Source organism: Pseudoalteromonas sp. SWYJZ98, assembly GCF_015864495.1.
In the GTDB taxonomy this organism is placed as follows: domain Bacteria; phylum Pseudomonadota; class Gammaproteobacteria; order Enterobacterales; family Alteromonadaceae; genus Pseudoalteromonas; species Pseudoalteromonas distincta.
On record NZ_JADYXA010000025.1, the window covers coordinates 1 to 24,323 of the forward strand.

A 24,323-nucleotide genomic window follows, 5' to 3' on the forward strand; every position below is an offset into this window, starting at 1 on the left:
CGCACAGGGCGTGCATCTGTGAAAGTGTTATGGAAAGGATGGCTTAAGTTACAAGCCATCCTAGAAGGCTACGATTTAGCAAAATCTCTTGAGTCAGACTTGTGATCAAGAGACAGCTATTAGCGGCTTTTAGTGTAGAGCTTCAAGCTTTGTTAAATTTTAAACTGACCAACAAGCTGGCCTAAGTTTTCACCACGCGCAGCCAAATGCTGACCGACCGAAGAGGTCGTTTTACTTGAAATAGTTAGCTCATTAACTATTTCTTGAATGGCAAACACATTACGGTTTATTTCTTCTGTAACGCTACTTTGCTCCAGCGCTGCTGTCGCGATTTGCGTACTCATGTCGTTAATTGATCTAACTGAGCTTGTTACCGCGCCTAAACTTTCTGAAATAGCACGAGAGGATTCAACAGAGCGATTACAACTACTTTGGCTTGCTTGCATTGCAGCAACTGCATCTGATACTAAATTATGTAGCTCACTCAACATTTCGCTAATCTCTAGTGTGCTAACTTGAGTACGACTTGCTAGGCTTCTTACTTCATCAGCAACAACTGCAAACCCTCTGCCTTGCTCACCTGCTCGCGCAGCTTCTATTGCAGCATTAAGTGCAAGTAAATTTGTTTGCTCAGCAATTCCACCAATTACACTTAGTACGCTATTAATCTTTTTAGATTGATCACTGAGTGAATCAACCTGTTCAGCAGCTAAGTTAATTTCTCCCATTAAGTTTGAAACCTCACTGAGTGAAATATCAACACACTCTTGCGCTTTAGCAACTTCTTGCGTTGCCGCTTGGGTTGACTCTGCCACTTGGTTTGTATTTTGAGCCACCTCATGAGAAGTAGCCGACATTTCAGTAATAGCCGTCGCAACAAGGTCTGTTTCATGATTGTGATTAAGTAACTTGTCTTCAATTAATCGTGTTTGTGTATTTATATCACCAGAAGCTGTTTTTACATCGTGTGTTACATCAACCACATTAGCAATAATGCCATGTAGCTTACTTACAAACATATTAAATGCTTCGCCAAGTTGACCTATTTCATCGTTAGTATCAATGTCTAGACGCTTAGTTAAATCGCCCTCACCTTTTGCAATATCGTCAAGGCTTTGCGCCATGCGCTGTATTGGTTTTACCATTGTGTTTGCGGCAACTAACGCACATATAATTGTTAAAACAACCCAAAACAAAGCAATTAATAATAAGGTCATTACCTTATCATTCATGTGCTCTTGCATTGCTGTTTGGTATTTAAGTAGCTCTGCATCTATATCATCCATATATGCGCCAGTACCAATCATCCAGTTTGTGCCTGGTATCATTGCTGCATAGCCCATCTTTTCAACTAAGCCTGTGGTATTTGGTTTTTGAAAATGATAGTTAAAAGCGCCGCCGCCTTTTCTAGCTTGATCTAATAAGCCCACTATTATTTTTTTACCGTTAGGGTCAGTCATCCCTATTTTATTTTGTCCTTCAATAGCATCACCTAGTAATGCATGAAAAACACTAATGCCATTGGTGTCGTATATAAAAAAGTAACCACCTTGGCCAAATGTTAAGTCTCTTAAAGCGTTTTTAGCATCTTGCTCAGAGCCATTTGCTAATTGATAGCGAACAATTTTGCTAGCAATTTCAATTTCGGTACTTAATAACGTTTGCTTGTCACTTATCAGCTTAGTTTGAAATGATTCAAAATTTTGTTGCTGATTTTTATTCTCTAAATAATAAGAACTCAGCATTAAGCTGATCAAAAGTAGCATTAGCGGTAAAATAGCTAGGGCCTGTTGACCTTTCAGGATTAAAATTTGTTCAATCTAGGGGCGATTTAATCGCGGCGTGAGGTTTGTAACCTAGTGGGCTAAGTAAAAACCGAGCAACAAAGAGTTAATTGCCCCTGGGTAGAACCCTTCGGGCAGCGCATGTTTGGCATTTATGCTGTGTTATCGCCTATTTATGGGGAATAACCACACTACATAGGCTCTGCCTTGCCTAAATACCAAACATACTGCTGCAAATTTAACCTCGAAAGATAAACAGGCCCTAGTAACAGCAATTTGTTTTTCAAGCTTAAATTACTCATTTTTTCTCCGAGGTGTATAAATGCATATATAGCGACAATTGCCAAAGTTAAATTACGACTGTTTACTATGTTTTATTGGGTTTAAAACGTAGTAAATAAAAAATTTGGTGAGAGTATACTCATACCTTGCTCTGCGTGCTGATATTATAGTCACAAAGGAGGTATTTGAACACTAAAAACACTGCGACCTTTGTATTAATCAATATATTATTTACCACCCTATTTGTTATATTCAAAATTCTAACGACTGTATTGATCTAAAATTAATTTGATAGCGTACTGAGCCGCTCGGTTGCTTCGTATGTAATGAGTTAACTCATTAGTCATGTTAGTATTGGTTTTAGGTTCATATAAATAATGAACATATGGATATTAAACTTCCATTAACATATGATAGTCCTATATTCCTAATACCAAACAACTAGATAAAAATTGGAACACAACACTTTGAGCCACAGTTATAATCTAATAAAAATGAATTATTAATGAAGTATATTTTATACCTTGCACTTTTAGTGTCGGCTCACGCATTCGCAACGCCTGTAAATAATAGTATCGCTTTTTACTACTCAGCACCGATGCCATTAGCCGAAATGACCTTTTATTCTCGCGTTGTAGTTCAGCCTGACCTTGTGACTGAGCACGAACTCAATTGGTTTAAACAGCGTGACATAGCTGTTTATGCTTATTTAAGTGTTGGTGAGTCGTTTATTGAAAGTGAGTCTTCACTCGCAGTTAACCCTAATTGGAATAGCCACATTGCCGATTTAACATCTACGCATTGGCAACAACATGTGCAAAATAACGCAGCTACTTTAAAAGCACGAGGCTTCAGTGGCTTGTTTTTAGATACTCTAGACAGCTATCAACTTTTAGATGATAAGCACAGTAAATCAGATCAACAAAATGGCTTAGTCGCAATTATAAAGAGTCTGTCTGGCACGTTTAATAAACACCTTATCCTCAACCGAGGCTTTGAGTTACTACCTAGACTTACCGGTTTAGCCAGCGATTTAGTGGCTGAAGGTTTATATAGCCATTACAACCCAATCAATAATAGCTACAAATTAACCACCGAGAACGATCAAGCTTGGCTAAGTGCACAATTAAAAACGGCACAAAAGCTTGGTTTTAAAGTACAAGTTATTGATTATGCACAGCCTGACAACCGTCTTACTATGGCGCAAAAAATTAAGCAGGCAGGTTTTACCCCTTGGGTAACTGATGGACACTTACAAACATGGGGTACATCAACTATATCACCAGTACCAAGACGCATCCTCATTCCGTACAACAGTAACGTAAAGCCACTCATTTACACTACCGTACATTTAAAACTAGCGACCATGATTGAGTATTTGGGATATATACCTGATTACATAGATATGGCAAAGCGCGACTTACCTTTAGTTGATCCTAGCTTGCATGCAGGTATTATCTCGTGGACCACAAGCGATACGTTTTACACACCAACACTAAACAATTGGCTTGAAGCTAATTTAGGTGTTGTACCAGAACTCATTTTAGGCGAGTTACCACAATCAACTAAATTATTATTAAGCTTAGGTATTGAGTCGTTAAACACACTACCTGAAGGTCCATATAAACAAGATAGCTTTGCACCTTGGCTCAAAGGGGAGTCAACAAAACCTCCCCCTATTGTTAAACCATACTTACTTAAATTAGCAACTGATGCGACTCCTCTAATAACAATAAAGTCTGCTAATAATATAAGTATTTTACAAGCGGCTAAAACTAAATATGGTGCAGTCGTGGCCGCTCCTTGGTTAATTGACACATTTCCGATGGAAGGCAGCAAATGGGTTATTGATCCGCGTACATTGCTTACTCAAGCAATGGGGTTACCACCTATATTAGTGCCAGATACAACCACCGAAAGCGGCAGGCGAATGCTTACTTTGCATATCGATGGAGATGGATTTACAAGTGTTGCCCACTACGCAGGTAAGCCTTATTCAGCAGAAGTAATTCGAGACGAAATAATTAAACACTACAAACTACCGTTAACGTCATCAGTGATCCAAGCTGATATTGAAGAAGGCGGTATTCATTCTAAACAAAGTGCCAAACTCGAAGGCATTGCGCGTAGTATTTTTAACTTGCCTTACGTAGAAGTTGCTTCACACACTTATAGTCACCCCTATTTTTGGACAGCCCTATCTGGGCGGAAAAAAATAGATGAAGACGACACAGATTACGGTTTTCATCTAGACGTGCCTGGCTACAACACAATTAGCCTTAAAAAAGAAATTACCGACTCGATAAAGTACATTAATGACAAGCTCGCACCTAAAAATAAAAAAACAGTAATGATGCTATGGTCTGGTGATGCAACACCTGGCCCAAAAGCACTTGAACTTGCTCGTGACGCTGGCGTGTTAAATGTCAACGGTGGTAATACTGATGTAAATGCTGATAACCCAAGCCTTTCTCACATCTCCCCTATCGGTCGCCCTGAAAGAGATTTGCTGTATCAAATTTACGCCCCCATATTAAATGAAAATGTTTACACAAACTTATGGCATGGCCCTTATTACGGCTTTAGACGCTTAACCGAAACATTCGAAATAACAGAAAAGCCATATAGGTTAAAACCTTACACTATTTATTATCACTTTTATTCAGGTGAAGTTCTTGCGGGCTTAGACGCCCTTAAACACAACATTGATTATGTTTTAGCAAGGCCAAATACACCGGTGCATTTAAGCCACTATGCAAAAGTAGCAAAAGATTTTTACTTTTCTGCACTTGCAAAAAACAGTAATAATGAATGGTTATTTAGCTCAAAGTACATTCGCACTCTGCGCATACCTAGCGATTTTGATGTGCCAAACATAGCTCAAAGTGAAGGAGTATCTGGTGTAACTGAAAAAGGTGACTACATACATATTATAAATAACATAGCTCGCCTTAGCTTTGATCATAGCCAAAATAGTAAAAAACCTTATTTAGCGTCTGCAAATGTTGTTATTGATAACTGGCAAGTTAACGGACCGGTTAGTTTTAAAGCATGGGTGCCCGCTTCACTTGATTTAATTAATGCACTTTCTTGCGAATTTGTATCTAATTTGGGTGAGCGCTTCAAAGGTATTAATCGGGGTAAATTAACACATTTTAAAATACCTACAGGTGACTTTTATGGTTACCTTAACTGCAACGGATCTGCTCTATAATGAATACTAAAAAGCGCCCTCAGTTAATTTCTATAAAAACAATATTAGCGATACTAGCTGTAAGTTGTTTTGCACTTTATGCGTTATTTCCCCATACCTTATTTTTTGAAGATGATGCACTTTCACAAGATTATACCTTTGAGAAATCTTACCTCAATGCAGCACTCAATGCAGAGCCCGACAACGAAAAGCTTCGCGCAAAATTGGTTGAGCTATATATAGGGCTTAGTGAGTATTCACAAGCCACTAACGAGCTTGAAAAGCTACCTAGGGGCGAGCGCAAAGCAACACTTGAAATAAAGCTGCTTTACTCATTATGGCTAGCAAGTGGTGCTAAAGTTGACGACCGCTTTGAAGAGCTATCATTAAAAATAGGAGCTCATAAAAATTGGAACGAACAAATACTGACTGTTGCAAAAGCCGTTGGGTTAAACGCAAAAGTTGCTCAGTATTATCAAAAAAATAAACAGCCACTCCTTGCAGCCGATTACTGGTTAAGCGCAGGGGAACCTGACAAAGCATTCGCTATTTATAAAACAAATATAAATGCTGACATTGCAGCTAAAGCGATTGAAACTGCACTTGGCGCAAATAATCCGATTCAAGCTTATGCATGGTGGAACACCTACGGTGACAAAGCCGATGTTAAACGCACCCTTTATTTAGCAAACTTGGCTGGCAACACAGAAGATGCAGCTCAAGCCATTGAAAGCTTATTAAAGAGCGAGCCAAATAACAGCGAGTACTTAACACAAGCAATGCACCTGCGTTTAGCAAATGGAAATGCAAAAGGGGCTGAGCAATTACTTGCAAAGTTATTACTACAAAGCCCAGATGACAAAGAGCTACATTTATTAAATTGGAAGATAAAGCGCTGGCAAAACAAGCCTAAAGAGGCACTTCGAGAGTTTAAATGGCTAATGTCTAACAAAGCCGTAACCCCTTCGATGCTTACCGATAGTATTAACGATGCCACCGCTTTATATTTATACCAAGATGCTAATGATATATACGAATATAAAGCCCAAAATAGAAATCTAAAAGGAAATGGCTTTGCTAATTGGATGCAAGCTAACGAATTTATTGGTAACACAAAGCAAGAGTTAAATAATATTGAACGCTTTGAGCAAATAAATGGTAAAAGTGCATTATCACAATATTGGAAAGCAAAAGTACTTCACGATACTGGTAATTTAAAAGCATTAAGAGCTTTGTGGCCTACATATAAAGGGCCTAAAAATGAAGAAGATTTACTTTGGATTGCCCGCGCATTTTGGCTAGAAGATGACTTTTCTACAGCTCTGCAAGTACTAAAAAACAAACATGAAAGTTCTGACGATGAGTTTTGGAGTGCCAATGTAGACATGGCAATGCGAGTCCAAGACAAAGCTCATGAGCTATATGCATTAGAGCAGTTACAACAAATAAGCCCTTTAAGCGTAGGCGACATGCTGCACTACCAACAATTGCGCTTTGAAGGTAGGCCTCAGGAGCTTCTTGATTATTTATGGAAAAGTGAGTCGCAAACTGACCGTCAATTGATTCAAATTGCATTATTAAGCACACAAGTAAATGATGCTAAATCAGTTGCACGTATTCATGCTGAACTTGATAAACAACGATATAATAAAGCTCTCTATCCTGCTTGGTTAATTCTTTCTAATTGGTATCAAAACCAAAGTGATTTAAATTCAGCTTATACAACTTTAAACCGCGCTGCTAAATTAAGCGAATATGACTCTGATGTTGTGCTTGCACAAGGTTGGTTAGCGCTGCAAATGCATGACACTGTAATGATTGGCCGCATTTTAACGCGCTATTCTCAAAGCGACACTTCCTATGCGTGGACGCAACTCTTAGCTAGCCTATCTATTTATGAAAAATCATATAACAGTGCCTACTTTTATTTGCGTAAATTGGCCATTGCAGAGCCAAGTGACTTAACAACACTGGTTAACTTAGCCGATGTAATGAAACAACTTGGCTATTATGCAAATGCTGCTGAACTTAATCACTATTTACTGCAACACTTACCTAAAGATAAATATGCCTACAGAGGCCTAATGTTCCGCTGGGCGGGCGCGATGGCAGTTCCTCATTTAATGCAATTAAACACAATGGAAGAACTTGCCCCCGACACTATTGGTGAACCTCAAACAAATTGGTGGTTAGCGCGCAGGGCTGCACAAAAATTAGAGCCATGGCAAAAGCTACAACTTTATATGACCAACGGCGAGTTTAATAAAGCGAAACAGCTTATAGCTGAGGGTTCACTAAGCAAATTAGATGAGCTAAACGCCCTACTCTATTTAAAACAACCCTATGCCACCATGCAACGTTGGTACGAAGAACTCACTGAAGAACCAAGTCAATCGCAATTGAGTTTACTTAGAAATGCACGCTCATCCTATTTTAGAGCGCTTGAAATTAACCTATCGCCAGAGGCTGGTTTAAACAGTAGCCAGTACGATGTAAACGTTTATTTTCCTTATGCTAATGGGCAATGGAAATTAAGCTTAAGTAATCAGCAAAACCTTGATAACAACGGGTTACTGTTTGCAATTGAAGATAAAATGACCTTTGGTCGTTGGTATTTTGATGCAAAGATAGATTCGCACCAAGGCAGCTTAATTAGCCGCCAAGGTCTTAGCTTAGACTCTCGTTATCAATGGGATTCACGAACACAGGTAGGTTTAAAGCTTGAATATAATGTTGAAAACCGCCAATCAGAAGCACTACTTAGTTATGCTCAGCTAGATAAAGCCACGGCCTATGTTAACTACAATATTGATGGTAGACAAAACGTACAGCTATCAGCAGCAGCGATATCTTTTTCTCTAAGAAGCGATGGCAGCTCACTAATAAACGGCCAAGAATATAATGCTCGTTACCAATACAGTATTTTAAAAGACCGCCCAATTTGGAACGCTTATTTTAGTGCGCAATGGCAAGACTTTGAGCGTGTAAATGCATTAATAAATACAGAATCAAGACCGCTAAGAGTTGACCTTCAACCATTTAGACGCTTTGCACTAGGGACCTCATTTGCTTCAACTGGTTCTTTAGAACCACCACACCTAGGCGCAAGCCCTTCGTGGTTATTTGATATAAGTACTGGCTATCAAACACTTAACGATACAGTAGATGTATCAGTTTCCAGTGGCGCAGGTTGGTCTGTACTGGGCGATGATTTATTTAAATTACAACTGGGTTACCAAAGTAGTAATAAAGTGGGTAACTCAGATACACAATTACAATTAGGTTATTACGTACATTTTTAATGTTAGGAGAGAGTATGTTTCGTTTAATTATACCGTGCTTGGTATTACTATTATCAGCATGTACCACCAGCAGAGTTGCTGATGATATAGAGCTTAGCCCTTCGAAAACAGTGGCACTAATGCCGCTTGTTAATCATGCTCAAACACCGCTTGCCGGTGAGCGTGCTGAAGATATTTTAGCCAGTATTTGGCAACAAAATAAATTACCAACTCTTATACGTGCACCTCGTGTAAACAGCAAAGAGCTTCCACCGTTGGATGATCAATACCGTTTAGACAATGCTATGCAATGGTTAAGCACTCAACAAGCTGACTATGTACTAACAGGCAGCATTGAAGAGTGGCGCTATAAAGCAGGGCTTGATGGCGAACCTGTTGTTGCACTTACATTATCACTCACTGTAAATGGACAAACCACACCAGTTTGGACAGGTACTATTGCTAAAAGTGGCTGGGGCCGCGATAGCATTGCAGCAACAGCACAAGATGTGATTGCCGATTTAATTTCTTATATAGAGGCTAGTGAGTGAAAACACATTTCCTTAGACCAAGAGACGTTCCTGAGCTACAAATATGGGCTGAGGTATTTATATTTACCGCGCTTGCTTTAGGGCTGCCTGTATTATTTAACGCACAGGACCCATTTTGGACTGAGGGAGGGTTTTCGTGGCCTGTACTTGGCCCACTTTTAGTTTCTTTACGCTATGGCTTTTCAAAAGGCTTTATTAGCATTTTATGTTTGCTTGTTGGCCAACTTTTTTTACTTCAAGCAAATATTTTATCACCGCAAAGTGACTTCAATATTAACGCTATGATTGGCTACATTATTGTAATTATGATCACCGGTGAATTTAGAGATGTGTGGGAGCGTACTAATCAACAGCAAAGTATTCAGCTTGAGTACGTAACAGATCGTCTTGAAACATTTACTCGTCAGTATCATTTAATTAATTCATCTCACGATAGAATTGAGCAAATGCTAGCTGGCCATACGTTAAGTTTACGTGAATCACTACAAGCAGTAAGAACCTCTATCGGGCTATTAAAAGAAAGAAGACTTGATAGCGCAGCGCAAAAAATAATCGACTTGTTTGTTGAGTACGGTTCGCTAGAAAGAGCGGGGTTATATAAAGTTGAAAACGACAGTGTTTTAGAGCCACCACTTGCCTCTATAGGTAAAATGAGTCCAATAGCTAAAAACGATCCTCTTATATTAGCAATGATCGAAGAAAAAGAATTAGTATCGGTAAAAGACGAAAAAGCATCATCGGGTATAAGTAAATACCATATGGCAATCCCACTTATCGACGTAAACAATACTATTTACGGCGCTATTTTGGTTGAAAGAATACAATTTTTTGCGCTTAAAAATACAACTCTAACATTACTTGCTGTAATGGCTGGGCATATAGGCGATTTACTGCGCCATGAAATAACAAACCCAGTAATGACTTATGAAGAGTATCCATACTTTATTCGCCAAGTTAAACGTGCGAATAAAGAAGCAAAACGATACAACATTCCATCGCAGCTACTAAAAATAAAAGCTAATAATATTACTGATAAATCCACTCAACTTATGAGTTATTTAAGTGAAGCACGCCGTGGTTTAGACATTTATTTGTACGATAATCAAAATCAGGTATTACTGCTATTGATGCCATTAGCTGATGAACTTGAAAAAGCAGGGTTTATCGCCCGAATGAACACTTGGTGTAAAGAGCGCACTGGTAGCACTTTAGCTGAGCTTGATATTGTTATTGAGCAGCAACTTGCACTACCTATAAGCTCAGATGACATAAAGAGATTGGTTTCACTTTCATGATTATAATTATTGTAGCGGCTATTTTAGGGTGTATTTGTCAGTACTTTGCACTAATAGAAGTACTGGAAACACCTAATTGGTTTTTAGCTATACTATTGCATGCTATTGCTAGCATTCTTTTTGCTTTTGTTAGCTATTTCCTGATACCTAAAAAATACAAAACGACTCCCTATAGCTCTTTAGTACTCATGTTTTTATTGTTGTTTACATTGCCTGTACTTGGAATTATAGGCGTTGTAGTAGCGCTTACGTTTGCTCTGTGTAAACCACTCAAAAACGATGACATAGAAATTGAAGAGCATAAAATACCTGAGCTTCCTTTTGAAGCCAGAGCAATATCAGCAAACCCGACCTATTCTATGGGAGGACTTAAAGCAATTTTGAAGCACGCTAGTGAACCTAATAAGCGTTTAAGTGCAGTAATGGCAGCTCGTCACATGAGTGACTCACAAGCTATTCCTATTTTAAAGCTAGCACTTAAAGATTTAGAAGATGATATTCGCCTACTCGCCTACTCAACCCTTGATGGTAAAGAAACCAAACTCAACGAAAAAATCAGTTTGTACCAGCAAGAAATAGCCATTACGACTAAGCAACCAAAGTTAAGTAATTTACAAAAACAACTAGCCGAACTTTATTGGGAACTTAGCTACTTAGGTTTAGCCCAAGGTGCGCTTCGAAAATACGTTTTAGAAAAAGCAGAAGCACTTGCACAGCAAAGTGTTGAGCACGTAAAAACACCCGCAACCTTTATATTTTTAGGGCGTATATCTTTAGCCTTAAACAAATACGAAATAGCCCATGAGTACTTACTCAAAGCAACTGAATCGGGCATGGCAAGGCGTCATGTTCTCCCATATAAAGCCGAAGTTGCCTTTTGTATGAATAAGTTTGACGACTGTAAACGCTACTTAAAAGAACTCCCAGAACAACCTAAGGGCAGTGAATTACGTCATTTACAGGAGTATTGGCATGAGTAACAAAAATGCAGACATTTTACTGCTTTTAGAAGGTACTTACCCTTATGTGCGCGGCGGTGTATCTAGCTGGGTTCATCAAATAATTGAAGGGTTACCTCATTATAACTTTGAGCTTGTTTTTATAGGTGGAGCGCCTGAGCATTATGGTGAGATTCAATATACCTTGCCTGAAAACGTTACCAAGCTGCATGTTCATTATTTAGTACAAAATGACACTTCTGAAATAAAAGCTAAGCACGGGGTTAAATATAAAAAAGAACTCTTTGATTTTTGGCAGCAACTACAAAATTATTTTAGAGATTGTAACGAGCCAATTCCGACTGAATTATTAAAGTTTGCATTTGAAACCTTAGCTAAAAAAGATGGCATTAACGAAGCCCACTTTTTGTATAGTGAATCTTCATGGCAAGTACTCACTAATTATTATTCAACTTTTTGTGATGAATCTTCTTTTATCGACTTTTTTTGGTCATATCGCAATTTATATAAACCGTTATTTAAAATAGCCGAAATTGCACGAGGGCTCCCTAAAGTTAAACTTATTCACTCAATATCTACCGGGTATGCGGGTATTTTAGGATCTGGTGCCAGTGTAATAAGTAATACTCCCTTTTTGTTGACCGAGCATGGTATTTACACCAAAGAGAGAAAAATAGATCTTATTCAAGCCAGTTGGATCAAAGAGTCTGAACAAAGCCTAGGTAAAAACTTAAATACCGAGATGGGCTTTATTCGCCGTATGTGGATAAGCTTTTTTGAGCAAATTGGCCGAACAACATACCAAGAAGCAGATAAGATCATTTCGCTATACGACGGTAACAGACAGCGCCAAATAAAAGATGGTGCAGCGCCAGAAAAAGCATTTGTTGTACCTAATGGCATTAAAACAGTGCGCTTTATTGAAGCGCTTGATCAGCGTCCAAAACAGATACCACCGGTTGTTGGGTTAATTGGACGTGTAGTGCCTATAAAAGATATTAAAACCTTTATACGTGCAATTAAAGAAGCGCAATCGACATTACCAGAGGTAGAAGGCTGGATCATCGGCCCTTTCGAAGAAGACCCACAATACTACAAAGAGTGTGAGCTACTGGTAGGCAGCCTTGATTTACAAAACAGTGTTAAGTTTTTAGGTATGCAAGATATTACTAAAATTTTGCCTAAGCTCGGAATTGTAGCTTTAACCTCGATTTCTGAAGCGCAGCCTTTAGTACTTTTAGAAGCAATGGCGGCTGGTGTGCCTGTACTTGCTAGTGATGTTGGCTCATGCCGCGAAATAATCGAAGGCGGAACCGATGAAGATAAAGCATTAGGTAAAGCCGGTGAAGTTGTCTCAATTGCTTCTCCGAGCGAAACAGCAAAGCAAATATCAAACATGCTAACAAATGAGCAAACTTGGCTTGAGTATCAACAAAGCGGCTTAGACCGCGTACAAAAATTTTATGACGAGAGCCACATGTTTGCCCGTTACGATAAACTTTATAAGGATACAATGGCATGGCCGGAATAGGTTTTGAGATACGAAAAATTCTCAAAAAAAATACCCTGCTCTCAGTTTTTGAAGCATACGGCTACGCAGGTTTAATAGGCTCAGGCCCCTGGCTGCTCTCTATTGTAGCGTTAATGCTAATTGGTATTTTAAGTTTAGGAATTGTATTACCTAAAGTACTTATTATTCAATTTTTAACGCTTGTTACCTACATGATGGCAGCCTCACTTATTTTAACGAGTGGCTTGCAGTTATTACTAACTCGGTTTATTGCCGATTTGTTTTTTCAAAAAGAAGAGGCAAAAGTACTCCCTAATTTACTTGGTGCGCAACTTGTAACAACAATAGCTGCGTTATTGGTGGGCTTAGCTGTATGGCCTATGCTCCCTATACCCGTTGTTACTAAGATTATAATTTTAGGTGCCTTTGTAAGCTTATGTAATCAGTGGCTTGGTGCTATTTTTCTATCAGGTATGAAAGAATACCGGTTAATTTTAATTACCATGCTAAGTGGTTACGCCTTTATGGTATTGCTTGCATATTTATTAAGAGACTGGCAGTTAGACGGCTTATTTTTTGCGTTTTTTGCTGGCGAAGCACTGCTCTTTTTTAGCTTTTTATTTATGATTATTCGCCGCTACCCAGGTGAAAAACTTATAAGCTTTGACTTTTTAAGCAATAAAAAAGTGTATTACAGCCTATTCTTTTGTGGTCTGTTTTATAACATTGGTGTATGGGCTGATAAAATCATTTTTTGGTATTCTCCAAGCACATCAATTCAAATTATTGGCACATTAAGAGCCAGCCCAATTTATGACTTACCTATATTTTTGGCTTATTTGTCTATTATTCCCGGTATGGCAGTATTTTTAGTAAAAATGGAAACCGACTTTGTAGAAGAATACGACCGTTTTTACACAGCTATTCGAGAGGGTTCATCGTTAGAAGAGATTTACTATTTAAAAGATAATATGATCCAAACTGCACGTGCCGGTTTATACGATATATTTAAAATTCAAGGTATTACCGTTGCCTGCTTATTATTATGGGGCGAGCAAATACTTACCTTTATTGGTATTGATCCAAACTATAAAACGCTTTTATTTATTGATGTAGTTGGTGTGGGTGTACAAGTTATATTTTTGTCTATTTTAAATATTTTGTTTTATTTAGATAAACGCTCAACCGTCCTGTTTTTAGCGGGACTATTTTTGGTAATAAACGTTGTTTTAACTTTGCTATCAATCGCTTTTGGGCCGCAGTTTTATGGTTACGGCTTTGCTCTCTCAACTATTATTACCTCTGTTGTTGGCTTATTTTGGCTTTCTAAACAATTTGAAGATTTAGAATACGAAACGTTTATGCTGCAATAGCATAATATAAAGGCTGCTTATGCAGCCTTTATATTTAAAGCTTTTCGTAGAAAATTAAAATAATTAATTATTGGAAAGCGGCTGATACACACCATGTTTATAGCTCATATAAGCGCCTCAGTTTAAAGCAAAAAAGACTAGCTCAGTAAAGGTATAAAATGGTTATAAAACAAAGGACTTATAAAAACAAAGCTACCTTGGCTTAGCTAATCTCTTGTACAATTAGACTTAGCTAGTTTAGCTTTATGCTAAATGAGGTAGCCGTTGCAATTACTTACTCACCCATCGCGTTTTAAAACCACGCGTATCAACATGTATAAATGCGCCTCTGTGCGACTTAGGCCCATAAATACCTAAACCACCTAGTAAACCTTTAAATGATTCACGTCTAGCTAACGACTCCACTATATCGGCCATCGCTTTAGCGTCACCAATTGAATGCTTACCGTCATTATTTATATCATCCATACGGTAGTTGCCATCGTTATCTATAAAAATATCGGCAGCATCACCAAATACATGTCGGCTAAGTTTTACATTGCCAATTGATTTGTTGTAGTACGGAGTTCTATAACCGCTCATAACCACCATATTACTAACCGGTATACCTTCTAAAATCAGTTCTTTGCGTATTTTTTCTAGTTTAAGTAGCAACTTATTTTGTAAAAATAAATACTTTGGGTACTTACTTCGCTGCTTACTAACAAATTCTTTTAGTGAAAAGTGAGGTGATATTTTTACATTTTCATTTTCAGGCATTACCTTAACAAAGCCATCGGGCACTATGTAGTGTGAAGCGTCTTTAATCTGTGAAGGTTTAGGATAGTGCCCAATGTGGTAATACTTGAGCTTTCCTCCTTCAACATTGTCTGCCGGTACTTTTACAAATACGTTGATTTTCATACGCTGTTTTTTATCGGGCGACTCAATAATTACCGTTGTTAAACCAGGCTCTTTGGGTGCTTGCCATTGCCAGCGGTTGGTGTCTGTAAGCTTAGATTTCCCTTGAGTGTTAATTAGCGTGTAAGCATTTTTTGATTGCGCAAAAAGCACTTCAAACTCAACTTGCTCTTTGGGCATTACAAATACTGAAAACACCGAATATGGCATAACTATGTCGTTAATTTTTAGGCTAAATTCTGCATCTTCAAAGTTGGCTTTGTTTTTTATATCAACTACCTGATGCGCAGGCTTTATAGGCGCGGCAGCAAATACACTATTGCTAAATATAATTGTGAATATGGCGATAGAAATATAATGAATAAATTGCATAAACCCTCTCATTATTTATTTTTTAATAAAGCGGCAATCACCGACTGTTCATCATTTTTTAATAGCGCTTTTTTATCGCGTTGATATATATCATCTCTAAAGTTAACCAGCTTATTTTCGTCAACCCATGCAGTCCAATAAACTAAATGAATAGGAAGAGGCTCATCTAAATGAAACGTTTGAGTACTATTTTGAGCAAGTGCAGTGTCCATATTATTGAGTGTTTGCGCTTCTCCTTCGTACTTAATAATTTCACGCGCTAACGAAAAAGGCTTTTCTATTCTTATACAGCCATGCGATAAGGCTCGGTTTGCTTGGCTAAAACGGTGCTTTGCAGGTGTATCGTGAACATAAATTGCTTCGGGATTGGGGAATAAATACTTAACTTCCCCTAGGGGGTTTTCTTCACCAGCACGTTTTACTAAAAAGTGATCAAATTGGTAGGGCTCAATAGAATCCCAATCAATATTGCTTGGATTAACAGTTTGTGAGTCTAGGTAGCTGTTTTTTCTAATTTCAATATTATTTTTTACAAGGTAGTCAGGATCCTCGGCTACCTTTGGAGCAATTTCTTTGGTGGCAATTGAGGTGGGTATACGCCATTCAGGATTAACTACAAACTTTTCTATTTCGTCGCTAAATGCAGGTGTTTCCCAACTTGGTTTACCTACAATTACGTTATTTTTTAATTTTACATCGCCCGCTTTTACAAATCGTAAGCTGTATTCAGGAATATTTACATACACATATTGCTCATCACTTGCGCCTGCAAAGTTAGTTATTCTATAAAAGTTAAGTTTTAATTTATCGAGTTTTTGCTGTGCGGGCACATTAAGCGATGCAAAAGTACGCTTACCCACTCGGCCATCAACTTTTAAACCATGGCGGCTTTGAAATTGCTTAACAGCTTGCTCTATATCTTTATCAAACGTGCATATAGCTTCGTCGCACACATTAGTTTTTAAGTCACGCTCTTGATATAAACGCTGTGCAAGTAAGCTCACCTGTTTATTATTACTGCCTAGTTCAAGCAATTCATCGTTATATAAGTGTGTAAAACCACCTTTGTTAACTATTTCTTGATACCAATTAATGGCTTTTTCTGTACGTTCAATTAACTGCGCTGAATATTGGTCAAAGTAGTAGGTGTCATCAGCTTGCATGTACTTTTGTGAGTTATAAGTAGTTAGTGAAGAGTTAGCGAGTACCACACTTTCAAGCTCATTGGCAGCGAGTGTTGGTGCTGAGCATAAACCGCTCATGCCAATAAACAATGCAGTTTTTAAAGTAAAACCCTTTGCTTTAGTATGCGCTTGATTTGAAAATAACCCCTTCACTGTGTACCTCCTCGCTAAATATCGTTGATAAATGCTTTTGTACTTACCACTAAGTAGTACACTGTAGGTGCAACGGTAATGCCAAATTAAAGTTTCAAAATAAACAATTGAAATTTAATGACTTTTTAAAACCCCTTATTCTAAACGTTAATAAATTAAACTAGAGAATATGTAATTAATATGCTCAAGTGTGTAAAGTTGCTATGGCAATTAATCTTTTAAAAAAGCTAAAAAACCACGTTCATAACGACTCAAGTACTTTGTTTTTCGTGGTAATGAAAGGGACTCTCTCCACGCAGTTTGAGTATCTTCATCTTCTTTACACAGCGTAATTAAATCGGGATGCACATAAGATTTGCGTGCTATAGCGGGAGTATTACCAAGTTGCTCAGATACGCTATCAAGCATGCTTTTTAAACTAAGCGCCCCTTTAGCTTTAGCTAATTGTTTGAATGCAATAACGCTTGCTCGCCAAGTTCTAAAGTGTTTTGCACTAAACTCCTCGCCCATTATTTGCTGAATGTATTGATTTATTTCACTTGATGTTACATTTGTGCGCTCACCTTCATTTATATACTGAAATAAATGCTGCCCGGGTAAATCTTGCAAGTCTTTTATAACATGGCTAAGCACCCTGTCGGTTATATTTACTTCACGTTCTTTACCTGATTTGGCACGATATTTTAGCTGAATATTTTTGCCCGTGAGTTTTGCATGGCGTGTTCGTAATGTTGTAGCACCAAAACTTTTATTTTGCTTTACGTTACGCTCGTTACCTACTCTCAATGCACCTAAATCCATAAGTCTTACAACTGCCGCTAAAGTGCGCTCAATATTAAGCTCATCGCCTTGTAAGTCTGTTTCTAAACGCGCTCTTAACAAAGGGAGTTTATTACCAAATACTCCACATGCTTGGTATTTTTTTGCTTCTTGTTGCGCCCTAAATTCAGGATGGTAGCGGTATTGCTTTCGCCCCTTACTATCAAATCCTGTCGCTAAAATATGTCCGTTTTCTTCTGGGCAAAACCAAGCGTTTTTATAGGCTGGCGGAAATGCCAATCCATTCAAACGATCAATCACATTTTGCTCTTTTATTTGCTTACCGATTGGATCAAAGTAAAGCCAACTTTTCTGTTTAAGTTTACGAGTGATCCCTGGTAAATTATCGTCTACATAAATTAGCTTCATTAACCCTCCAGTTATATTTAAGCATGCGTCGGAATATAAAATGTATCACTTTAAAATAACCTTAAACTGAACAAGATTATTGATATATAATAAAAAACCAACAACAATTATAAATACTTAATATATATTAATAATTCTATTTAGGTTTTCGTAAAAGTAGGTCGAACTTACGCGCCAGCAACAAGTCTATTACGATTAAACTCGATGCACTTAGCGCTAAAAAAGCTACTTGAGATAGATTTATTATCCTAAGTTCAGATTAATTACACTTTGTCCCCTGCAATTGGGGTGCTGTTTAAATGGAGAATTCAATGGTTTTTGATTATGGATCGATTGATCTTGGACTAAAAAACCCCTTCAAACTGGAAGGTAAAGTAACAGCATTAAGAGGACTCATTGAGTCTATAGCAGGTATTAGTTTACTTGTTATTGCTGCAGGCTCTGTGAAAGAAGATACAACCGCAGGTTGGATTTTAATGGTGTTTGGCATGCTTATTTTAGCATTCGGCATTCGCTCACTATCGTCAGGTATTTATGCAACACTTAAATACTTTGTAGGTAGAAACCACCCAACTTCACTTGCTTATAACTACAGTAAATCGCAAGCATCAACCGCTCAAGAAGAACAAAAAGAAGTAGCCTACACAGCGCAATCACTTGAAGAAATGCTGGTTGGTCGTAAAAACAGTACATTTAAAGAGCCTAATGGTTTTTTATCACGCTTACTTCACAGCTTAATCCCTAAGTTATTGTTTCTACCATATCCTATCCGAAATGTTGCCCAGCGATTATTTGGCTCATGGGTAAGCACCTTTGTCGCCCTTATTGCTTATGGCCTTGTTGCATTTGTATCTTTGTCGGGCTTTACCGGTGAAGCTGGGGAATTAGCATTTCCGGTTTATAGTGCAATATTAATGTTTTACGTGCTTTTTTCTTGGCGCTCTACAGGTAAACCTATCTCTCGAAATGCAGAAAAGAATATTGAAGCACTTGGTACTGGTGCGCTTGCTAAAATTATTTCTTTATCTTTTATTTTACCCATCGCTATTGGTCTTTCTATGTCATGGTTGATGAAAGAGCAGCACATTAGTAAACAAGAAATAGATAGCTGGCTTGAGCAACTACCTAGTCTTCATGCTGGAATGTACTTAATTGCAATTATTATATTAGCAACTCTAAGCTGTGTGCTTGCTTTTATCATGATTAAAGCGCGTTTAAATTCAGTTACCCCTTCAGCTGAAGTATCTGAACTACGTGAAAACTGGCAAGAGTCTGTTCATCCAGACGAGATTTTCATAAACCTCGATAACCTAGTAATGGCTAATCGCCGTTATAAAGAAGTACCTAACAGAGTTTACAGAGAATTAGACCCTAAGCTTCAAGAACAAATAGAAGGTAAAGGCGGTTTTAAAGGTGAAATGATCCAAGAGATTCAGCCTAAACTGCACTCAATGGACTTAGGTAAAAACTTTACACTCGCGAGATTACTTGCTTTGGTGAGCGGTAACTTACTTTATATTGTAGCGTTAGCATTTACTGTACTTTTAGCGTATTCGTTTATTAATATTTACCATTACATTGATGCGGCAAATATTAATAGTTTTAAACAGGCATTTAATAACCAACATGTCATTCAATTTAGTGAGCTATTAATGACAAGCTTTCACTTATTGCTAATAGGCGTACTTATTAAAGCATTTGCGCAGTTACTTGCAAACACAGCGCATCTATTTTTTGCAGAAATGCAATTTGAGTCACTGCTTGTGTACTTTAAATGTGAAGGCACGTTTACTGAGTCTAAAATATCAACAGGTACTGGTATTCACGATAGCACCCGCTCAGAAAATACTTTAGTACGCAGTAGCATAACGCCTTGGATTATTGTTTCTCGTGTTATCTCTACTACGTTTGCTGCAACAGGTATGAAAAACCTTGAACATCCTCGCCACATTATGGAAATGCATAAAGACGAAGGACAATTACAAGCAATCAAAAAAGACGTTATTTCATTCTTAAAAGACCGCGAATCTATCGCCTCAATCACCAGTGAGCGTGATTTAGGTAATGCGTCACAAATACATCAACTAAACCAACAAACGCGCGCTATACCTACTCAGCAAGCAATAGCGAAAGATGATGAAGAAGCTGCCGGGTATTTAAGACAAGAAGAAAACTTATCTCCCGAGCCCAAGGGTTAATTAACCTCAAACCTAGATAACTTTTATAAATGCCACCTTGTTAACTTAGGTGGCATTTTTTTTAACCTCTATTCAATACTTTTTAACTTTATTACCTCTTTTGCACTCAACAACATGATTAATATTGGATTAGTTCACAAAGCCCTTGCTTTATGTGCCAAAACACAAATAATGAAAGGATTAATTACAGGGTAAGAATGAGGACAATGAGCTATATACTAACCACCCAATGTGCTGATGATGTAGGCTTAATAGCTAAAATTACAGGGCTTTGCCATAAAAATAATTTAAACATTACGCGTAACAACGAATTTGTAGATAAAGACGCGCAGCGATTTTTTATGCGTACAGAGCTTACAGGTGAGCCACAAAGCGACTTTTTAGATCAATTACGCGCACTGTTGCCACAAGGCGCTAAACTTGCGCTACATTGCGGCGCAAAAACTAAAGTAGTTTTACTGGCAACTAAAGAAGCTCATTGTTTAGGTGGTATGCTGTTAAAGCAATTTGAACAAACTCTTAATATTGAAGTACTCGCTGTAATTGCTAACTATGCTGATTTAGAGCCGCTAGCTAAAGGGTTTGGTGTGCCATTTCATGTTGTATCGCACGAAGGGTTAACCCGTAGCGAACATGATAAAAAGGTAGGCGATTTAATTGCCAGTTACAATCCTGACATTATTGGTCTTGCTAAATACATGCGTATTTTAAGTCCTGAATTTGTGGGTCGATTTGAAGGTAAAATAATTAATATTCATCACTCATTTTTGCCAGCATTTATAGGGGCTAAACCTTATCATCAAGCATTTGAGCGCGGTGTAAAAATTATTGGTGCTACCGCTCACTTTGTTAATAATGAGCTTGATGAAGGGCCTATTATTTTGCAAGATGTAACCAGCGTTACACATGCTAATACCGCCGAAATGATGGCTAAAATGGGCAAAGATGTTGAAAAAACAGTGTTTTGTAAAGCACTTCAACTTGCCTCAGAGCATAAGCTATTTATTAATGGTAATAAAACCGTGGTGTTTTCTTAGCATTATTCCAACTGCTTAATTATTCTACATATAAAAAATGCCAGCATTGTTGCTGGCATTTTTTTGCTCATAAATAAGCTAATAACTTTTTAAATGTAAATTATGCCTGCTCTATTGGTTCGAGCTTTAATTTAGCGGCAATTAAAACGGCTTGGGTACGATTGTACACACCGAGTTTTCTAAATATGGCTGTAATGTGTGCTTTTACTGTCGCTTCTGATATGTGTAGTTCATAAGCAATTTGCTTATTGAGTAAACCTTCGTGCAAATATTGCAGCACTCGGTATTGTTGGGGCGTTAATGAGGCAACTTGCGCTGCTATTTCTCTATCTTCACCTTCAATTTCAGCTACTTTGTTTTTTAGCTCTTTTGGTAGCCATGTATCGCCTTCAAGTATTTGGTTAATCGCACTGGCAATATCATCAGACGATGATGATTTAGGAATAAAACCCATAGCGCCATAACCCATTACTTTAGAAACGATATTCACGTCTTCACTACCTGAAACAACGGCAATAGGTAAGCTTGGGTATTCTTCTCTAATACGAATAAGACCGTATAAATCACCATTACCTGGCATGTGAAGGTCTAGCAGTAATATATCAAGATCCTCTTGCTCGCTTAACACTTGCAGTGTGCTGTCAAAATCGGATGATTCAAAAACGGCTAAACCCTCAAATTTTGCGCTCAGTGCGCCTTTTAGTGCTTCACGAAATAACGGATGATCGTCCGCTATTAAAAACTGACTCATGGTTCACTCCTAATAAATTCGGCTGCCAGTTAGGTTTAAAACCTTTACTGACAGCCGATATACTACGTTTAGAATCAACTTGTAATCAAGTTTTTAACGCACATTTAACGATTTAATCTGTTCTCGATTAGTTCATCGACAACTGAAGGATCGGCAAGCGTTGATGTATCACCAAGTTGTTGGTGCTCATTTGCAGCGATTTTACGTAAAATACGACGCATAATCTTGCCTGAACGTGTTTTTGGCAAACCCGGTGACCATTGGATCATATCTGGAGAAGCGATTGGGCTGAGCTCTTTACGAACCCAATTACGTACCTCTTTAGTTAATTCATCGCTTACTGTTATACCTTCGTTAGGCGTAATGTAAACATAAATACCTTGGCCTTTAATATCATGCGGGTAACCTACTACTGCTGCTTCTGCTACAGCTTCGTGAGCAACTAGCGCGCTTTCTATCTCAGCGGTGCCTAATCGATGTCCCGAAACATTAAGTACGTCGTCTACTCGACCTGTGACCCAGTAATAACCATCCTCATCACGACGACAACCATCACCTGTAAAGTAAACTCCAGGGTAGGCGCTAAAATAAGTTTGTTCAAAACGTTCATGGTCGCCATAAACAGTTCTCGCTTGCGATGGCCAACTATCTAAAATAACTAAATTACCATCTACGGCACCTTCGAGTGTATTACCTTCAGCATCAAATAATGCAGGCGCAATACCAAAAAATGGATGTGTTGCAGAGCCTGGTTTTGTATCAGTAGCACCCGGAAGTGGTGTGATCATAATGCCACCGGTTTCTGTTTGCCACCACGTATCAACAATCGGGCAATTAGATTTACCAATACTCTCGTAATACCACGTCCACGCTTCTGGATTTATTGGCTCACCTACTGAACCTAAAATACGTAAGCTATCGCGATGTGACGAAGCTGTAGGCTCATCACCTTTAGCCATTAGTGCTCTAATTGCTGTAGGGGCGGTATATAAAATAGTCACACCGTGTTTATCAACTACTTCGCCCATACGCCCTGCAGTTGGATAAGTGGGTACACCTTCAAATAAAACTTGAGTACATCCGTTTACTAATGGCCCGTACGCAATATAACTGTGTCCTGTGATCCAACCTACATCGGCACTACACCAATACACATCGTCTTCTTTTAAATCAAATACGTACTCATGTGTCATTGATGAGTAAACTAAGTAGCCACCTGTGGTATGTACAACACCTTTAGGCTGACCCGTAGAACCTGATGTATACAATATAAATAAAGGATCTTCAGCATTCATTGGCTCTGGCTCACACTGTGCTGGTAAGTCAGCAACTAGCTCGTGCCACCATATATCGTGTTCATTCCAATCAACTTCGCCGCCTGTTAATTGGTGCACAATAACGTGTTCAATTGTGGTTACAGTTTCTTGCGCTACCGCTTCATCTACATTTGCTTTTAATGGAACACAATTTCCTGCTCTGCGCCCCTCATCAGAAGTAATAACAACCTTAGCGCCAGAATCTCTAATACGATCAGCAATAGCCGATGGTGAAAAACCACCAAATACAACAGAATGAATAGCACCAATACGTGCACAGGCTTGCATTGCATACACCGCTTGTGGGGTCATTGGCATATAAATAGCTACGCGGTCACCTTTTTGTACACCCAGTTTTTTTAAACCATTGGCAAATTTAGCCACTTCATCATGAAGTTTTTGATAAGTAATGTTCTCACTTTGAGAAGGATCATCACCTTCCCAAATAAGCGCAATTTTGTCTGCTTTCGTTTTTAAGTGGCGGTCAATACAGTTGTAAGACGCATTTAAATAGCCATCTTCATACCATTTAATACTGATGTGGCCTTTATCAAAAGAGGTGTTTTTAACTTTAGTGTAAGGAGTAGACCAATCGAGGCGTTTGCCATGCTCACGCCAAAAACTTTCAGGGTCATCAATAGATTGCTTATAAAGCGTATTATATTTATTTTTATCAATGAGAGTCGCATCTTTAATATGCGCAGGAACTGGATAGATACTTTGTGACATCTTCGTCTCCATTTAAATTACTTGCCTTAAGCTTTTATCAAGGATTACTCAGCAGTACTTTATTAAGTATTAGACCTTAGTTGTACTCTACTCCAATTTGCTCATTTGTAGTTTATAATCCACCTGCTTTCAATTTTTTTACATAAATAATACAACGCGTTAAATGTAAGTAAATGCAAACTAATCAACTCTAAAACCTTAGTCTTATAGACCAATAGGTAATTGAGTAAATATTGCACATATTCAAAAGTGTTTGTGCACTTTAAT

At 38.2% G+C, this 24,323-nt stretch carries 15 protein-coding genes; 9 read left to right on the forward strand and 6 right to left on the reverse strand.

Features of this window, described 5'->3' with window-relative positions; genetic code table 11:
* Window positions 1–152: 152 nt before the first annotated feature.
* Window positions 153–1,745, reverse strand: a complete 1,593-nt coding sequence (locus I6F10_RS13710) for a methyl-accepting chemotaxis protein (protein WP_231619961.1) — start codon at window positions 1,743–1,745, stop codon at window positions 153–155.
* 826 nt (window positions 1,746–2,571) lie between these two features.
* Between I6F10_RS13710 and I6F10_RS13715 the strand changes: the two genes are divergently transcribed.
* The 7 genes from I6F10_RS13715 to pelG are packed head-to-tail and all read left to right on the forward strand — an operon-like array spanning window position 2,572 to window position 14,228.
* Window positions 2,572–5,280 carry an endo alpha-1,4 polygalactosaminidase gene (locus tag I6F10_RS13715; protein WP_197098988.1) on the forward strand — a complete coding sequence of 903 codons (2,709 nt, stop codon included), beginning with the start codon at window positions 2,572–2,574 and terminating at the stop codon, window positions 5,278–5,280.
* Window positions 5,280–8,561, forward strand: a complete 3,282-nt coding sequence (locus tag I6F10_RS13720) for a tetratricopeptide repeat protein (protein WP_197098989.1) — start codon at window positions 5,280–5,282, stop codon at window positions 8,559–8,561. Before I6F10_RS13715 ends, I6F10_RS13720 begins: the two co-directional genes overlap by 1 nt.
* 14 nt (window positions 8,562–8,575) lie before the next feature.
* Window positions 8,576–9,091 carry a protein PelC gene (locus I6F10_RS13725; protein WP_197098990.1) on the forward strand — a complete coding sequence of 172 codons (516 nt, stop codon included), beginning with the start codon at window positions 8,576–8,578 and terminating at the stop codon, window positions 9,089–9,091.
* Window positions 9,088–10,386: a PelD GGDEF domain-containing protein gene (locus I6F10_RS13730; protein ID WP_197098991.1), complete on the forward strand. Its 1,299-nt coding sequence runs from the start codon at window positions 9,088–9,090 to the stop codon at window positions 10,384–10,386. Before I6F10_RS13725 ends, I6F10_RS13730 begins: the two co-directional genes overlap by 4 nt.
* Window positions 10,383–11,366, forward strand: coding sequence for a HEAT repeat domain-containing protein (locus I6F10_RS13735; RefSeq protein ID WP_197098992.1), 984 nt, complete (start codon window positions 10,383–10,385; stop codon window positions 11,364–11,366). The genes I6F10_RS13730 and I6F10_RS13735 overlap by 4 nt, the downstream gene beginning before the upstream one ends.
* The gene (pelF, locus tag I6F10_RS13740; protein WP_197098993.1) at window positions 11,359–12,876 is read left to right on the forward strand and encodes a GT4 family glycosyltransferase PelF; all 1,518 of its coding nucleotides are present in this window, start codon (window positions 11,359–11,361) and stop codon (window positions 12,874–12,876) included. Before I6F10_RS13735 ends, pelF begins: the two co-directional genes overlap by 8 nt.
* Window positions 12,864–14,228: an exopolysaccharide Pel transporter PelG gene (gene pelG / locus I6F10_RS13745; protein WP_197098994.1), complete on the forward strand. Its 1,365-nt coding sequence runs from the start codon at window positions 12,864–12,866 to the stop codon at window positions 14,226–14,228. Before pelF ends, pelG begins: the two co-directional genes overlap by 13 nt.
* A gap of 270 nt (window positions 14,229–14,498) precedes the next feature.
* Here pelG and I6F10_RS13750 read toward each other — a convergent pair whose 3' ends face one another.
* The 3 genes from I6F10_RS13750 to I6F10_RS13760 form a co-directional block, all read right to left on the reverse strand.
* Complete coding sequence (locus I6F10_RS13750) at window positions 14,499–15,500, reverse strand: D-Ala-D-Ala carboxypeptidase family metallohydrolase (RefSeq protein WP_197098995.1); 1,002 nt, start codon at window positions 15,498–15,500, stop codon at window positions 14,499–14,501.
* Between the two features lie 11 nt (window positions 15,501–15,511).
* Window positions 15,512–16,837, reverse strand: a complete 1,326-nt coding sequence (locus I6F10_RS13755) for a L,D-transpeptidase family protein (RefSeq protein WP_197098996.1) — start codon at window positions 16,835–16,837, stop codon at window positions 15,512–15,514.
* A 210-nt stretch (window positions 16,838–17,047) separates the two neighbouring features.
* Window positions 17,048–18,025: a DNA topoisomerase IB gene (locus I6F10_RS13760; protein WP_024600617.1), complete on the reverse strand. Its 978-nt coding sequence runs from the start codon at window positions 18,023–18,025 to the stop codon at window positions 17,048–17,050.
* 311 nt (window positions 18,026–18,336) lie between these two features.
* Here I6F10_RS13760 and I6F10_RS13765 point away from each other — a divergent pair, with 311 nt between their 5' ends.
* Window positions 18,337–20,223, forward strand: a complete 1,887-nt coding sequence (locus I6F10_RS13765) for a hypothetical protein (protein WP_197098997.1) — start codon at window positions 18,337–18,339, stop codon at window positions 20,221–20,223.
* 206 nt (window positions 20,224–20,429) lie between these two features.
* Window positions 20,430–21,260: a formyltetrahydrofolate deformylase gene (gene purU, locus I6F10_RS13770; RefSeq protein ID WP_024597310.1), complete on the forward strand. Its 831-nt coding sequence runs from the start codon at window positions 20,430–20,432 to the stop codon at window positions 21,258–21,260.
* Window positions 21,261–21,360: 100 nt separating this feature from the next.
* Here purU and I6F10_RS13775 read toward each other — a convergent pair whose 3' ends face one another.
* Window positions 21,361–22,011: a response regulator transcription factor gene (locus I6F10_RS13775; protein WP_007376082.1), complete on the reverse strand. Its 651-nt coding sequence runs from the start codon at window positions 22,009–22,011 to the stop codon at window positions 21,361–21,363.
* 104 nt (window positions 22,012–22,115) lie between these two features.
* Window positions 22,116–24,056, reverse strand: coding sequence for an acetate--CoA ligase (gene acs, locus I6F10_RS13780; RefSeq protein ID WP_197098998.1), 1,941 nt, complete (start codon window positions 24,054–24,056; stop codon window positions 22,116–22,118).
* Window positions 24,057–24,323: the final 267 nt, after the last annotated feature.

Bases quoted from the DNA above. Each gene is read 5' to 3' on its own strand.
- acs (WP_197098998.1), bottom strand. From the start codon at position 24,056: ATGTCACAAAGTATCTATCCAGTTCCTGCGCATATTAAAGATGCGACT.
- I6F10_RS13715 (WP_197098988.1), top strand. From the start codon at position 2,572: ATGAAGTATATTTTATACCTTGCACTTTTAGTGTCGGCTCACGCATTC.
- pelF (WP_197098993.1), top strand. From the start codon at position 11,359: ATGAGTAACAAAAATGCAGACATTTTACTGCTTTTAGAAGGTACTTAC.
- I6F10_RS13720 (WP_197098989.1), top strand. From the start codon at position 5,280: ATGAATACTAAAAAGCGCCCTCAGTTAATTTCTATAAAAACAATATTA.
- pelG (WP_197098994.1), top strand. From the start codon at position 12,864: ATGGCCGGAATAGGTTTTGAGATACGAAAAATTCTCAAAAAAAATACC.
- purU (WP_024597310.1), top strand. From the start codon at position 20,430: ATGAGCTATATACTAACCACCCAATGTGCTGATGATGTAGGCTTAATA.
- I6F10_RS13725 (WP_197098990.1), top strand. From the start codon at position 8,576: ATGTTTCGTTTAATTATACCGTGCTTGGTATTACTATTATCAGCATGT.
- I6F10_RS13765 (WP_197098997.1), top strand. From the start codon at position 18,337: ATGGTTTTTGATTATGGATCGATTGATCTTGGACTAAAAAACCCCTTC.
- I6F10_RS13760 (WP_024600617.1), bottom strand. From the start codon at position 18,025: ATGAAGCTAATTTATGTAGACGATAATTTACCAGGGATCACTCGTAAA.
- I6F10_RS13775 (WP_007376082.1), bottom strand. From the start codon at position 22,011: ATGAGTCAGTTTTTAATAGCGGACGATCATCCGTTATTTCGTGAAGCA.
- I6F10_RS13735 (WP_197098992.1), top strand. From the start codon at position 10,383: ATGATTATAATTATTGTAGCGGCTATTTTAGGGTGTATTTGTCAGTAC.
- I6F10_RS13750 (WP_197098995.1), bottom strand. From the start codon at position 15,500: ATGCAATTTATTCATTATATTTCTATCGCCATATTCACAATTATATTT.
- I6F10_RS13710 (WP_231619961.1), bottom strand. From the start codon at position 1,745: ATGCTGAGTTCTTATTATTTAGAGAATAAAAATCAGCAACAAAATTTT.